This window comes from Algorimicrobium algoritergicola, assembly GCF_008086165.1.
In the GTDB taxonomy this organism is placed as follows: Bacteria; Bacteroidota; Bacteroidia; order Flavobacteriales; family Flavobacteriaceae; genus Algorimicrobium; species Algorimicrobium algoritergicola.
Genome location: NZ_VSKL01000005.1, coordinates 44,068 through 59,043, shown reverse-complemented (window position 1 = coordinate 59,043; position 14,976 = coordinate 44,068). Strand labels below are relative to the sequence as shown.

15 protein-coding genes are annotated in these 14,976 nt (G+C 34.3%); 8 read left to right on the top strand and 7 right to left on the bottom strand.

Annotation, left to right across the window (positions count from 1 at the left end; genetic code table 11):
• Positions 1–350 precede the first annotated feature (350 nt).
• Positions 351–2,012 (bottom strand): asparagine synthase B, encoded by a 1,662-nt coding sequence (gene asnB, locus ES675_RS12220; protein WP_066254013.1) that lies wholly within the window; start codon positions 2,010–2,012, stop codon positions 351–353.
• A gap of 229 nt (positions 2,013–2,241) precedes the next feature.
• On the opposite strand from asnB, the gene ES675_RS12215 reads away from it, so the two are divergent.
• Positions 2,242–2,781 (top strand): DUF2911 domain-containing protein, encoded by a 540-nt coding sequence (locus ES675_RS12215; RefSeq protein WP_066254008.1) that lies wholly within the window; start codon positions 2,242–2,244, stop codon positions 2,779–2,781.
• A gap of 51 nt (positions 2,782–2,832) precedes the next feature.
• Here ES675_RS12215 and ES675_RS12210 read toward each other — a convergent pair whose 3' ends face one another.
• Positions 2,833–3,465, bottom strand: coding sequence for a 7-carboxy-7-deazaguanine synthase QueE (locus ES675_RS12210; protein ID WP_066253405.1), 633 nt, complete (start codon positions 3,463–3,465; stop codon positions 2,833–2,835).
• Between the two features lie 201 nt (positions 3,466–3,666).
• Between ES675_RS12210 and ES675_RS12205 the strand changes: the two genes are divergently transcribed.
• The 6 genes from ES675_RS12205 to ES675_RS12180 all read left to right on the top strand — a co-directional run bounded on the left by ES675_RS12205 (position 3,667) and on the right by ES675_RS12180 (position 8,340).
• Positions 3,667–5,211: a helicase HerA-like domain-containing protein gene (locus ES675_RS12205; RefSeq protein WP_066253408.1), complete on the top strand. Its 1,545-nt coding sequence runs from the start codon at positions 3,667–3,669 to the stop codon at positions 5,209–5,211.
• 32 nt (positions 5,212–5,243) lie between these two features.
• On the top strand, positions 5,244–5,798 hold the full coding sequence (locus tag ES675_RS12200; protein WP_066253413.1) for a hypothetical protein: 555 nt from the start codon (positions 5,244–5,246) through the stop codon (positions 5,796–5,798).
• 145 nt (positions 5,799–5,943) lie between these two features.
• Positions 5,944–6,309, top strand: coding sequence for a cupin domain-containing protein (locus ES675_RS12195; protein WP_066253417.1), 366 nt, complete (start codon positions 5,944–5,946; stop codon positions 6,307–6,309).
• The gene (locus tag ES675_RS12190) at positions 6,306–7,130 is read left to right on the top strand and encodes an alpha/beta fold hydrolase (protein WP_066253421.1); all 825 of its coding nucleotides are present in this window, start codon (positions 6,306–6,308) and stop codon (positions 7,128–7,130) included. The genes ES675_RS12195 and ES675_RS12190 overlap by 4 nt, the downstream gene beginning before the upstream one ends.
• A 17-nt stretch (positions 7,131–7,147) precedes the next feature.
• Positions 7,148–7,912, top strand: coding sequence for a pseudouridine synthase (locus ES675_RS12185; protein WP_066253425.1), 765 nt, complete (start codon positions 7,148–7,150; stop codon positions 7,910–7,912).
• Positions 7,913–7,917: 5 nt separating this feature from the next.
• Positions 7,918–8,340 (top strand): VOC family protein, encoded by a 423-nt coding sequence (locus tag ES675_RS12180; RefSeq protein ID WP_066253430.1) that lies wholly within the window; start codon positions 7,918–7,920, stop codon positions 8,338–8,340.
• Between the two features lie 31 nt (positions 8,341–8,371).
• Here the strand turns inward: ES675_RS12180 and ES675_RS12175 are convergent, their stop codons facing one another.
• From ES675_RS12175 to ES675_RS12155, 5 genes are all read right to left on the bottom strand, one after another.
• A complete protein-coding gene (locus ES675_RS12175) occupies positions 8,372–9,103 on the bottom strand; it encodes a YwaF family protein (RefSeq protein WP_066253433.1) in 732 nt (243 codons plus the stop codon).
• Positions 9,104–9,120: 17 nt separating this feature from the next.
• Complete coding sequence (locus ES675_RS12170; RefSeq protein WP_066253436.1) at positions 9,121–9,999, bottom strand: bifunctional 5,10-methylenetetrahydrofolate dehydrogenase/5,10-methenyltetrahydrofolate cyclohydrolase; 879 nt, start codon at positions 9,997–9,999, stop codon at positions 9,121–9,123.
• Positions 10,000–10,068: 69 nt separating this feature from the next.
• Positions 10,069–10,440 (bottom strand): four helix bundle protein, encoded by a 372-nt coding sequence (locus tag ES675_RS12165; RefSeq protein WP_066253442.1) that lies wholly within the window; start codon positions 10,438–10,440, stop codon positions 10,069–10,071.
• Positions 10,441–10,512: 72 nt separating this feature from the next.
• Entirely contained in the window at positions 10,513–11,841 is a 1,329-nt protein-coding gene (ffh, locus tag ES675_RS12160; RefSeq protein ID WP_066253445.1) for a signal recognition particle protein, read from the bottom strand.
• A 140-nt stretch (positions 11,842–11,981) separates the two neighbouring features.
• Positions 11,982–14,297, bottom strand: a complete 2,316-nt coding sequence (locus ES675_RS12155; protein ID WP_066253452.1) for a LamG domain-containing protein — start codon at positions 14,295–14,297, stop codon at positions 11,982–11,984.
• A 103-nt stretch (positions 14,298–14,400) separates the two neighbouring features.
• Here ES675_RS12155 and ES675_RS12150 point away from each other — a divergent pair, with 103 nt between their 5' ends.
• Positions 14,401–14,916, top strand: a complete 516-nt coding sequence (locus ES675_RS12150; protein WP_066253455.1) for an RNA polymerase sigma factor — start codon at positions 14,401–14,403, stop codon at positions 14,914–14,916.
• Positions 14,917–14,976: the final 60 nt, after the last annotated feature.

The window sequence follows — 14,976 nt, the reverse complement described above, 5'->3', positions numbered from 1 at the left end:
TATTTAAAGTATCTGGAGGTTTTCCCTGCTTGTCCGGCAGGCAGGCCTTCGTTTAAAAGACCTTGACGAATACGCCTGAAAAATTTAATCATGGGCTTACTATTAGTTTGTAAGCAGGAATTATGATGTAGATATGGTTGGTTTGTGCTTCTAAATGTAATGAAACATTAGAAATAAACCCATAAAAAAGCCAGCTTAAAAACTGGCTTTCAATTATTTAATTTTAAAAATGCTTAATCTTTGAATAAATAAAACAAAATGTGTAATCACTATAAGATCCCGATATACATCGGGATTAATTCGGTTTAACTGAATTTTCTGCGACTGCGTCTAGAAAATTCAGAACCTCATTAATACGCGTCAGCATGCACATTAGCAACGGCTCTTCCGCTTGGGTCGTTCATATTTTTAAAACTTTCATCCCATTCCAAGGCAATTTTAGTACTACAAGCTACGCTAGCTTCTTGCGGTACGCATAAGGCTGCGGCATCACTTGGAAAGTGTTCAGCAAAAATAGAACGGTAATAAAACTCCTCCTTACTAGTTGGTGTTTGCAATGGAAACTTATACTTCGCGTTTGCTAGTTGCTCATCACTTACTTCTGTGGCAACCACCTCTTTTAAGGAATCTATCCAACTATAACCTACACCATCACTAAATTGTTCTTTTTGTCGCCAAGCTACAGATTCAGGAATCATATCTTCAAAGGCTTTTCTAACAACCCATTTTTCCATGCGCTCGCCGTTAATCATTTTATCTTGTGGGTTGATACGCATAGCCACATCCATAAATTCTTTATCTAAAAATGGTACACGCCCTTCAATTCCCCAAGCCGCAAGACTTTTGTTAGCTCGTAAACAGTCATACTGATGCAATTTGCTTAATTTCCGAACGGTTTCTTCATGAAATTCTTGAGCATTTGGTGCTTTATGAAAGTATAAATAACCGCCAAATAATTCATCAGCACCTTCACCAGATAACACCATTTTTACTCCCATGGATTTTATAACTCGTGCCATTAAATACATAGGTGTACTCGCACGAATAGTTGTTACATCATACGTTTCTAACTGGTAAATAACATCTTTTATCGCATCTAATCCTTCTTGGATTGTGAATTTTATTTCATGATGAACCGTTCCAATATGGTCCGCAACCTTTCTGGCTGCGGCTAAATCTGGCGACCCTTCTAATCCGACTGAAAAACTATGTAATTGTGGATACCAAGCATCTGTTGTATCATCGCTTTCAATACGTTTTTGCGCATATTTCTTGGCGATGGCTGACGTTACAGACGAATCCAATCCACCTGACAATAAAACACCATAAGGTACATCGCTCATAAGCTGTCTATGAACTGCAGCTTCCAAGGCTTTTTTAATTTCAGCAATATTCGTTGCGTTTTCCTTTACGGCATCATATTCCATCCAATCGCGTTTGTACCATTGTACAAATTCACCATCTTTACTAGACAAGTAATGTCCTGGAGGAAATAATTCAATTTTGGTGCAATAGCCTTCTAACGCTTTTAATTCTGAAGCGACATAAAAGGTACCATGTTCATCCCAACCAATATATAAGGGAATAATCCCCATGTGATCTCGCGCTACAAAGTACGCGTCTTTCTCTACATCATAAATTACAAATCCAAAAATTCCATTCATCTCATCTATAAAATGAACACCTTTTTCTTGATAGAGTGCTAAAATGACTTCGCAATCACTTTCTGTTTGAAAATTGTAATCTGGAAACTGCTTACGCAACTCACGATGGTTATAGATTTCGCCATTGGCTGCTAATACTAATTTTTTATCAGCACTAACTAACGGTTGCTTTCCAGAAGCTGGATCAACAATAGCTAAACGTTCGTGCGCCATGATAGCGTTTTCATTATCATATATCCCACTCCAATCTGGCCCACGATGCCTGATTTTTTTCGCCATTTCTAATACTTGAGGTCTTAATTCAGTTGCTTTCTGTTTCAACTCGAATGCACATACAATTCCACACATAATCTTTTGTATAATTTATTTATTGAAGCAAATATGAATATAATAATATATTTTAAAAACAATAAATTCAATTTTAGTTATAATTTGAAACAAAAAATAGAAAATTCATATAAATATGAAATAAAATAAATTTGATTTTAATGTATTCCCGATAAATTGTAAAGTTTCCAGAAAATTTGCGACTGTTTAAGAATTATTAAATATTTTTAACGAAATAAAAATCATAAACATGAAAAAATCAACATTTATTACATCAATAGCGTTTGCTTTGGTTATGGTATTCACAACAAGCTTATCTGCTCAAGAGTTTTCTAAATTAGATAAAAGTCCAATGGACGCCACATCTTTTCCTTCAGATTACAAGGATGCCAACAAATCTATAAAAGTCGTTTACAGCAGACCACAACTTAACAATCGCTCATTAGACAAATTAGCACCAAATGATAAGGTTTGGCGTACTGGAGCTAATGAAGCCGTTGAAGTTACATTTTATAAAGACACCAATTTTGGCGGGAAAATGATAGAAAAAGGAACATATTCTTTATTTACCATTCCTGGAGACAAAGCGTGGACAATTATTATTAATAAAGATCTGAATACTTGGGGATCATATTCCTACAATGAAGAAAATGATGTGGCGCGCGTTATGGCTCCCGTAAAAATAGCTAATGAATCTTTAGAAGCATTTTCTATAAGTTTTGATGATGATGCCAACATGCACATGGGATGGGAAAAAATTAGAGTATCTGTTCCTACCTCTTCAAAATAAAAAACATTTCGATTATAATAAAAAACGCCTTGAATATTCAAGGCGTTTTTTTTATGGTATATTTAAATATTTATGGGTTTGTAATGACACTTTCCATTTCGGATTTGCCATAACATAATCTACAATTTCTGGCACCATTTTATCGCGTTTACTCCATTCAGGCTGTAAATATAAAATACAATCTTTATTCACTTTGGCCGCTTGTTCTTCCGCAAATTTAAAGTCGTCTTTATTATAAACAATCACCTTTAATTCATTTGCATTGTCATAAACACGTTGTGTTGGTAATTTTAATTTTTTAGGCGAAAGGCAAATCCAATCCCAAGCACCTGTTAACTCATAAGCACCAGAGGTTTCAATATGGGTTTGCATACCTTTTGCTTTCAATTGATTGGTTAAAACCGTCATATCCCACATTAAAGGCTCACCGCCTGTTACCACAATTGTTTTGCTGTATTTTTCAGCATTGGCAACAATTTTTTCCGTTTCAGTTGGTGGATGTAGTTCAGCCAACCAGCTTTCCTTCACATCACACCAATGACAACCAACATCACAACCACCAATTCGTATAAAATAGGCAGCCGTCCCCTTGTGGAAACCTTCACCTTGAATGGTGTAAAACTCCTCCATTAAGGGCAATAAAAGCCCTTTATCTAGCAACTCTTGTCTTTCACTTCTTGTCATAGTGTGCAAAGATATAAAACAGGATTTAGTAAGTGCTATGATGGCTCCAATATTTAATAATTCTATGTCATGCAACATCTCATTTTTCTTGATTAAATAAATAGTTCTGACAAACCGATAACCATTCTACCAACCTGATATTGTTTAAAAAAGATTCCGATGATTAATTTAAGAATTGTACTTTTATGCAAATTATTACTCATGGACAGAAACGAGACTTTTTTCAAACATATATTAGAAGGAAATACCAATAAGGGTGAATTTATAACCTTGGGTTCCGCCATGCTTGATGGTAAAACCGTTCCCAATGCTTTTGTAAATGTGCCTTTAAAAACCATGAACAGACATGGCTTAATTGCTGGTGCTACAGGAACAGGTAAAACAAAGACACTTCAGGTATTGGCTGAAAATTTAAGCGAAAAAGGTGTTCCCGTTTTATTAATGGATATTAAAGGTGATTTAAGTGGGTTGGCACAACCAAGTCCTGGTCATGCAAAAATTGATGAACGTCATGCTCAAATTGGACTTCCTTTTAACCCAAAAGCGTTTCCTGTTGAAATTTTAACCCTTTCGGAACAAAATGGTGTGCGACTTCGGGCAACTATCAGTGAATTTGGACCCGTTTTAATTTCGCGAATTTTAGATGTTACGGAAACCCAAGCCGGAATTATATCAGTTATATTTAAGTATTGTGATGATAATAAATTACCGCTTTTAGATTTAAAAGATTTTAAAAAAATTCTGCAATATGCCACAGATGAAGGCCGCGAGGAATTTGAAGATTCATACGGCCGAATTTCTACCGCATCAACTGGTGCTATTTTACGTAAGATAGTTGAGATTGAACAACAAGGAGGCGATTTGTTTTTTGGTGAAAAATCGTTTGAAGTTGATGATTTATTGCGTGTTGATGAAAATGGTCGTGGTTATATAAATATTATTCGTTTAACAGATATTCAGGATAAGCCCAAATTGTTTTCAACCTTTATGTTGAGTCTATTGGCGGAAATTTACGCCACCTTTCCAGAACAAGGCGATTCTGGACGACCTGAATTAATTTTGTTTATCGATGAAGCGCATTTAATCTTCAATGAAGCTTCCAAAGCCTTATTAAATCAAATAGAAAGTATTGTAAAACTCATACGGAGTAAAGGTGTTGGGTTATATTTTGTTACTCAAAACCCAACTGATGTTCCAGAAGCCGTTTTAAGTCAATTAGGTTTAAAAGTACAGCATGCTTTGCGTGCTTTTACTGCTAAAGATAGAAAAGCCATAAAGTTGGCAGCACAAAATTATCCAGATACAGAATATTACGATACAGCCAGTATATTAACATCTCTAGGAACTGGAGAAGCTTTAGTTTCTGCTTTAGATGAAAAAGGAAGACCAACGCCTCTGGCAGCTACCATGATGCGTGCGCCAATGAGTCGCATGGATGTTTTAACAGACAGCGAACTTCAAGCACTTTTATCGGATTCTAAATTGGTGAAGAAATACAATGATGAAATAGATAGAGAAAGTGCTTACGAATTGCTCAATAAAAAAATTGAAGAAGCCGAAGCTGATGAATTAAAAGAAAAAGCACAAAAAGAAAAGGAAGCCCTAAAAAAAGCCGAATCTAAAAAAAGCACGAGTCGTTCAAGTTCGCGAATGAACCCGATAGTAAAAGTCCTGACAAGCGCCACTTTTATTAGAAGCGTTTTTGGTATCTTAAGCAAAGCGATGAGCAGTTCTAAAAAATCATAAACTAAAAACACAATTAAAAAAATAACACCCAAATGAAAAAAATCATTTTAAGCCTAATTATAGTTACAGCCGTATTCACTAGTTGCACGAAAGAACAAGATCCATTTTTAATTGGCAACCAAAATATTGGAATGCTAACGGATTCCACAAAAGTTGCTGATTTGGAGATGATATTCCCAAACGATTCTATTGTGAAATTATCAAATACCGAAGCTTATATGAAAGACTATTCTGACATCCAAATTTATGATAAAGCTGGAAATACGTTATTAGTATTAAGCCCCGTGACAACAATAGATCCCACAGCAACTATTAGCACGATAAAAGTGATAGATTCGCGTTATAAAACAGAAAAAGGCATTTCAACGAAAAGTACATTTGGTGATATTCAAAAGCAGTATAAAATTTCAAGTATTCAAAATACCATTAAAAATGTGGTTGTTTTCGTGAATGAAATCAATGCCTTTTTCACGATCGATAAGAAAGAATTACCAGCAAGTTTGCAGTTTGATTCTAACGCTAAAATTGAAGCTTTACAAATTCCAGAAACAGCTAAAATTAAATATTTCATGATTGGCTGGGATTAATTCTCTTGAAGTTTTAGACAACTAAATACTAAAAAAATGCAAAACACAATTTGCATCCAAGCACCATATATTAGCGATGGTCAACTTGTATCTCTTAAAAATAGTTTGCAATATATAATTAAGCGAAACCTTTAAAATAATAAGTATGAAAACATATCAAGTTCAGGACAATCCATTCGTTTTCCCAACACCTGATGGAAAGATAATTAAAGAACATTTTGGGTTAGCAACCGATGGCAATTCAGAAATTAGCATTGCACACATGGTAGCACCTGCGGGCTGGAGTGAACCGTTTCAAACGCCTAAATTTGATGAATACACATTCATCATTAAAGGAAAAAAACAGTTTATAATTGATGGCGAAGAAATTGTTTTAGAAGCCGGACAATCCATCAAAATAAATAAAAACACACGTGTTCAATATTCCAATCCGTTTACAGAACCTTGCGTTTATTTGGCTATATGTAAACCTGCTTTTTCTATGGATTTAGTTAATCGCGAAAACCCATGAGTATCATTCAAAAACTCATCGGCTTTATTATAAATGTTATTGGATTATTTTCTAAAAAATCTGCTGCACGTTTGGCTTTATATTTATTTACAACACCAAGACGTGGTAGACTAACGGAAAAACAGTTTGATTTTTTAGGCACCTCCTTCCGGGAAGAACTAACCGTGAATAACATGGCAGTTATGACCTACAGATGGCTGGGAAAAGGTAACACCATTCTATTGGCTCACGGCTGGGAAAGTAATGCTGCGAGATGGCAATATCTAATTGAACCCTTGAGAAAATTAGGTTACAACATTATTGCATTAGATGCACCTGCTCATGGCAAATCTGGAAGCAAACGATTTAACGCTATTTTATATGCGGAATTTATAAAAGCTGTTTCAAAAAAGTTTAAGCCCGATTTTATTATTGGTCATTCCGTTGGTGGTATGGCTTCCGTTTTTTCGCAAACAAACAGCGATTATAAAGCTTTAAAAAAGATGATTTTATTAGGCACACCTTCTGAATTCACTGATGTTTTAAATCGCTATTACAAAATGATGGGCTTCAGCAAACGCACTGTAAATGCCATTAATCAGCTAGCAAAAGATAGATTTAATGAAGAGCCTGAAAATTTCTCAACCGCTAAATATTTAGAAACATTAAGTTTAGAAGGGCTCATTATTCACGATGAAAAAGACACTATCATTCCGTATCAAGATGCACTATCCATTAATAACAGCCTAAAAAACAGCAAACTAATAACCACAACAGGATTTGGACATTCGTTAATAGACGATAGTATATCCAATTACATTTATGAGTTTTTAAAAAGCTAAAATGATATCTTTGCACTATGGAAGAAAAATTAACGAGACTCAATAAATATTTAAGCGAAGTTGGATATTGCTCACGTAGAGCTGCCGATAAACTTATTGATGCAAGACGTGTAACCATTAATGGCGTTGTTCCAGAAATGGGGACCAAAGTATCAGAATCTGATGTTGTTGAAGTAGATGGTAAAGAAATAAAAGGCAACGACAACCCGTTTGTTTATTTGGCCTTTAACAAGCCTGTTGGCATAGTTTGTACAACAGATACACGTGTGGAAAAAGATAATATCATTGATTATATAAAATACCCTAAGCGCATTTTTCCTATTGGTCGTTTAGACAAGCCTAGTGAAGGTTTAATCTTCTTGACAGATGATGGCGATATTGTAAACAAAATATTACGCGGTAGTAATAATCATGATAAAGAATATCTTGTAACCGTTGACAAACCGATCTCCCAAACGTTTATTCAACATATGGCTCGAGGAATTTATTTAGAAGATCTAGATAAAACAACAAAAAAATGTGAAGTTGAAAAACTAGGCACTCATGAGTTTAGAATTATATTAACGCAAGGTTTGAATAGACAAATTCGTCGTATGTGTGAGTATCTAACTTATGAAGTTGTAGCACTGAAACGTATTCGGATAATGAATATTAAATTAGATATACCTGTTGGTGAGTATAGAGAATTTACCAAATCAGAATTCACGGAATTAAACCGTTTATTAGTAGATTCAGACAAAACGTTTGCCAATAAAACAATCGCTAAACAATCCAGAAGATAAGTTATATGTCCACTATTTCACCCTTTCATATTGCTATTCCAGTTCATAATTTGGAGGCTTGTCGTATTTTTTATCGTGATGTATTAAACTGCGAAGAAGGCCGAAGTAGTGACCATTGGGTCGATTTTAATTTCTTCGGTCATCAATTAGTTATTCACTATAAACCAAAATCTGAAGAGGTATTACATACCAATTCTGTGGATGGAAAATCGGTTCCAGTTCCACATTATGGCGTTGTTTTGCCTTGGACTGATTTTCAAGAATTTTCAGAACACTTAAAATCTAAAAATATCAATTTTGTTATTGAGCCTTATATTCGTTTTGAAGGGCAAGTGGGGGAACAAGCTACTATGTTTTTTTATGATCCGGCAGGTAATGCTTTGGAGTTCAAAGCTTTTAAAGATATGAGCCAATTGTTTGCGAAATAAGTTCTTGAAAAATTCTATAAACTCACCGTTTCTATTCTGAAGTAAGTTTCTTTTTTTTACGTGTTAAATAAAACGGTAAATAAATTAATAAGAAAAACGGAATTAATATTAATTCTACAACAAGTAAATAATACGGATAATCACCTAAATAATCCAATGCCGAAGCGGATTCTGGTTTTCTATTTAAATAGAAGTAATTAGAATTTAACACATAATTAATGAGCATTATGGTAGCGACATAAACTTGCAATGCTAAAAAGGACTTAATAACACTTTTAAATTTTGGTCGCATATGTAATACGAACGTGGCATAAAAAATAATGGTGAGTAAACCCAAATGAACAATCCAATACCTGAAATAGTCTAAACTAGGAAACCCTTCAGCAATATCTGGCGTAATAACACCTTGCAATGTTCCGGCAATAATCCAAAACAAAAGAATTTCATACATCCAATACTTTTTGCAAGAGGTAAATACGGGAATAATTAAGGCTAAAAAACTACATAGAAATAAGGGTAAATCTTTAGATATAGCATAGCCACCTAAACTGATTTTGTGCGCATGAAATAATACAATGGTCAGCGAAACAAAAATACCGAGCCACTTAAAAACTAGATGTTTTTGGTTAGTAGATAATTTTTTACGCGCAAAGCGAATGAGAACACTACAAAATAGAATAGCCAGACCAATTGGTAATACATGTTCTATGCTACCAAATTGTAATCTGCCAGAATTTATAAATAAGATTTGTAAAAAATTCACGTTGCAATATAAGGTCTTTATTGCATGTGTCGTTCTCTAGCCAATAAGGTATTTTTGAGCAACATGGCAATCGTCATAGGACCAACTCCTCCTGGAACAGGTGTAATATAACTTGCTTTTTTACTCACATTTTCAAAATCTACATCGCCTGTAATAATATAGCCTTTTGGCGAATTATCATCTGGTACACGTGTAATTCCAACATCAATAATGACAACATCATCCTTTACCATTTCGGCTTTTAAATAATTTGGATGACCTAAAGCTGTTATAATAATATCGGCTTGACTTGTTATTTGCGTAATATTTTTTGTGTGGCTATGCGTTAATGTTACCGTAGAGTTTCCTGGAAATCCTTTTCTTCCCATTAAAATACTCATTGGACGACCAACAATATGACTACGTCCAATAACAACGGTATGTTTTCCTTTGGTCTCCACATTATATCTGTCTAATAATTCCAAAATCCCAAAAGGTGTTGCAGGAATAAACGTTGACATATCCAAGGCCATTTTACCAAAATTCATCGGGTGGAAACCATCCACATCTTTATCTGGATTTACAGCCATTAAAACTTTTTGCGTATTAATTTGAGGCGGAAGTGGTAATTGAATAATGAAACCATCTATATCTGGGTTTTCATTTAAATCTTGAATTTTATCCAGCAATTCAATCTCACTAGTTGTATTGGATAAACGCACCATGGTAGATTCAAAACCAACACGTTCACAAGCTCTCACTTTACTAGCAACATAGGTTAAACTAGCGCCATCGTTTCCGACAATAATAGCCGCCAAATGAGGAACCTTCTCCCCTTTTGCCTTCATTTTTTTAACCTCGTCAGCAATTTCATTTTTAATGTCGTTGCTTACTTTTTTTCCGTCTAGTATGACCATATATAATAGTTTTCAGTCGCAATTTCCAGTTCTTACTCTTGCGGTTTTAGTTTTCAATTCACTAAATAATCATTCTGGATTGACTCCGAATTTTCCAGGATTATTAATCATATAATTTATTAATTTACCAACTTCTATTCCTTCATTTGATAAATCTATGTGCTGTTCTTTTGAAATATAATTACAAGCTAAAGCAAAATCTAACCATGTATTTGTTTCTGAATTCTCTGCATCAGCATCACTTAGCTTGCTATTGTAATGTTTTGGATAAACTCTCTTTCTATAAGCTTCTGCCAAATTAGCATTCACAGAACGTGAACTTCTTCTAATTTGATCTGTCAATGCGTATGTTTCTTCTTTTGGAAAATTTTTCGAGATTTCAAAAATATCCATAGCTAAATCAAATGCTTTTTGATATGCTAAAAGTTTTTTGAAATCCATTTTATTACTATTTAATAAGATATTATTGAAATTCCGGACTGCAAACTGTTACTGCAAACTGGCAACTGAACATTACCTCATCCCTTTCATGGCTTGCATCATGGCTTTTCCTTTTCCACCTTGCATCATTTTCATCATTTTACCCATTTGGTCAAATTGCTTTAAAAGCTGATTCACCTCCTGAACAGATGTTCCTGAACCTTGTCCAATTCGTTTTTTCCTACTAGCATTTATAACAGATGGATTTGTTCTTTCTAAAGGTGTCATGGAATGAATCATGGCTTCAATACCTTTAAATGCATCATCATCTATATCAATATCTTTCATCATTTTTCCTGCACCAGGAATCATACCGATAAGATCTTTCATATTACCCATTTTCTTGATTTGCTGAATCTGCTTTAAGAAATCATCAAACCCAAATTGGTTTTTGGCAATTTTTTTCTGAAGTTTTCTAGCTTCTTCTTCATCATATTGTTCTTGAGCTCTTTCAACAAGAGACACAACATCTCCCATTCCTAAAATACGATCAGCCATACGCGATGGATAGAAAACGTCAATCGCTTCCATTTTTTCGCCAGTACCAATAAACTTAATAGGTTTATTTACAACCGATTTAATAGAAATAGCAGCTCCACCACGGGTATCACCATCTAATTTAGTCAGGATAACACCATCAAAATTTAAGACATCATTAAAGGCTTTTGCTGTATTCACCGCATCTTGACCTGTCATAGAATCCACAACAAATAAGGTTTCTTGTGGTTGGATGGCTTTATGGATGTTGGAGATTTCGGTCATCATGACTTCATCAACTGCCAAACGACCAGCTGTATCAATAATAACCACATTAAAACCATTTGCTTTGGCATGTGCAATACCTGCTTGAGCAATGGCAACTGGATCTGTATTGCCTTTATCACTATAAACCTCAACACCAATTTGATCACCTACAACGTGCAACTGATCTACAGCAGCAGGACGATACACATCACAGGCAACTAATAACGGCTTCTTGGTTTTTTTAGTTTTTAGAAAATTGGCCAGTTTACCAGAAAAGGTTGTTTTACCAGAACCTTGTAAGCCAGACATTAAAATAATGCTTGGTGTTCCTGATAAATTCAGACCTTCTGCATCGCCACCCATTAATTCGGTTAATTCGTCTTTAACGATTTTAACCATTAATTGGCCTGGCTGAAGTGTTGTTAATACATTTTGTCCAAGTGCTTTTTCCTTTACACGTACGGTAAAATCTTTAGCAATTTTAAAGTTAACATCGGCATCTAAAAGGGCTCTACGTACTTCTTTTAAGGTTTCGGCAACGTTTACTTCCGTAATACTACCATGACCTTTTAATACGTGTAACGCTTTATCTAACTTTTCACTTAAATTATTAAACATACTTCTTATGATTTTTAAAGATGCAAATTTAATGATTTGATTGCTATTAATAAAGCGATGCTGTTATTTTAATTACATAAAAAAGAGCTGCCATAATTGACAACTCTTTTCTACTAAAAATAAAACCAATAACTAACCGTTTATAGACATTGAAAACAATCTGCTTCAAGATTATACAAATCACCTACATCATTAGGGCTTAAGGTTCGTTTGTACACGCGTAAATCATCTAAATGTCCTGTAAAAAATTGACCAATAAAATAATCATTCAGTGGATCTGTATCAATATTGAACGTGGAGTTTTCATCAATATTTCGTAATTGTCCATCTCTATATAATCGTATGGTATTATTTGAGTCTCTCGTAACAACCAAATGATGCCAATCTGTGTTTTCCCATTGCACATCAACTTCACCATTCCAATCATTATCCCATAGTCCATAACCGTTTGTCGTATCACTTACCAGAGGCGTATTTAAATCGTAAACAGCCAATTGAAACCCTTCGGAATTAACGCTTCCTTTTTGGAAAATGGTTTCAAAATTTCCTGCAGTGGTATTTTGCATTTTAAACCAAACACTTACAGAAAAATTATCGCCTTGAACCAATTGGTTTTGAGCTGTAACTGGAATAGAGAAATTAGCATTTCCTTCAAATAAAGCGGCACATGTTGCATTACCTGCTCGATCTTCGGTTAAACTAAAATCGTTAATAACAGTTCCTCCAATTAAATCTCGAACCTCATTACCAAAAGGCATATAAATTATTAAATCGTTAGTTAAAGTACCCGGGTTATTACAGGTTGGACAATCACGTTCCATAACCATGTTTGTATTATTGGCAGTAACCATTTCCAATCGGTCTTCATCACAAGCTACAATCAACCAATACTCATTAACAGCTTGAATATCTGGCCCATTTACACCACTTAATAAAAGCGCTACGGAAGTTCCTGATTGTTCAGTAGACCAAAAGGCAGTAATAGTCATCCCATTACCTGTAACAATGACTTCGGAATTTGAAACAAAATCAAATTCATACATAATTAAATGGTCGTCGCCATTATAACTTACCACATTCCAAATACAGGATTGTAAATAGTTATCAATATCTGATTCTAAACAATTGGCACTACAATTTTCTAGTATTAAATCAATTTCGTAAATCTGAAAATCACCATTTAAAGCTTCAATTCTCAAATAAACAGTTTGTGGGTTTGTGGTATTTGAATAAGAATTCGGTTGGGCTATGGCATTTACATTATTTTCAGCATCTCCTAATGTTACATGAAATGACGGTGTGAAATCCACAGTACAAATAACATTCCCTAACACTTGAGTCTCCAGTTCAAAAATTGCAAATCCGTCGTTATCAAAATCACAAGCTGTAATAGATACATCGTCAAAACAACTAAATGGATTCTCTTGACAGTCTTGCTCCAAAACCATTTCAACCGTTTCAGAATTTATTTGTTGCGTCCATACCATTCTATCATCATTACAGTTTTCAATTAACCAATCGCCTTCTAAAGCTTCGGCATAAGCCGTTAATTCTGAAATTGAAATCACTACACCTTCATTGGTTGTAGCAGCACTCCAGTTTCCACCAATAGCAACCGTTATAAAATCTATTATGAATTCTACTGTGCCATTATCGTTGAAAAACACATCATATTCTATAAAGGTATCGTCACTATTATAGCTCACAATATTCCAATGACATTCTTGTAAATTTTCAATAACATCATCAAGATCACAATCATAAAAACAGTTTTCATTAGCCGCATTGATAGCTTCCTCTAATGCTTGATTATTAGCAACTTCAATCGTTGTACCATTTGTATATTGAATGGACACTGGAAAATTTAAGCTTGTTAGAACAGCACCATTATTACCATCATCTAAACCTTCTAAAAAGATATATAATTCGTAATCATTATCTATTACAACGGTATCAATAATTTGAAAACTGGTGTTATAAATGGAAAAGGAAATTGGGTACACAAAATCAGCACATTCTATTATGTCATTATCTGAAATACAGGATTCAATAAATGCTTCTAAGGCTTCTATTGAATCGATATCAATCTCGGTATAATCGTTTAAAATTATGCTTATTGGAAATAGGAAATCTAAATCGTCTTCATCGGTATTGCTGGCATCAAAAATAGCTTCCAACAGACTTAAATCAGTAAGCGATTCAATGGTTAAGGTAATACCATTAGCCACAATTGTAACAGGTAAATTAACTGTAAAGCAATCCGAACCATCAAGAATATTATCCACACTACCATCGTTTGCTGATGTGTTTCGCATTAAGTTAGCCAAATTGGAATCGGACTGAATAATTTCTTGTTCGTTTGGAGGCGTTTCTTCAATGACCTCATCTTGACATGCGGTAACTGTAAAAAACAGAATCCCGACAAGTAAGAAGATAAATTTGATTGGTTGTTTCATGATATATGTTTTAATTAGACTCATTTCTTATAAAACAGTTTAAATTCAAAAACTCCTACCATGCCATGACTTTTTTTATACATTTACAGACAGAAATTAAAAAATGTCTAAAGATTTAAATGATCATATTTGTAATGAACAGCTGTTTTCCAAGTTGTTTAAAACGCATGCCAAAAACCTGCATGATTTTTTATACTACAAATTTGGAAGCCATTTAAATCCGCAAGATCACGTTCAAGAGGCTTTTATAAAGTTATGGAAAAACTGTAAAGACATCAAGCCATCTAAAGCAAAATCGTATTTGTTTACGGTTGCCAACAACCTCATGTTAAATGCTGTGGCGCATCAAAAAGTGGTATTGAAATTTCAAGAAATAAAACCCAAATCATCCACAAACGAAACACCCGAATTCCTTTTAGAAGAACGTGAATATATGGTAAAACTCCAAAAAGCGATTTCCAATTTAACCGAAGCACAACGTGTGGCCTTTTTATTGAATCGGATTGAAGGGAAAAAACATAAAGAAATTGCCGACATGCTAAACATCTCAACCAAAGCTGTAGAAAAACGCATTTATGGAGCTTTAAAACACTTACGAAAAGATATTGAAGGAATTTAAATAAATAGTTTAAACACGAGGTAGGAAAAACACCAACGAACTTGTTATATACATGAATAG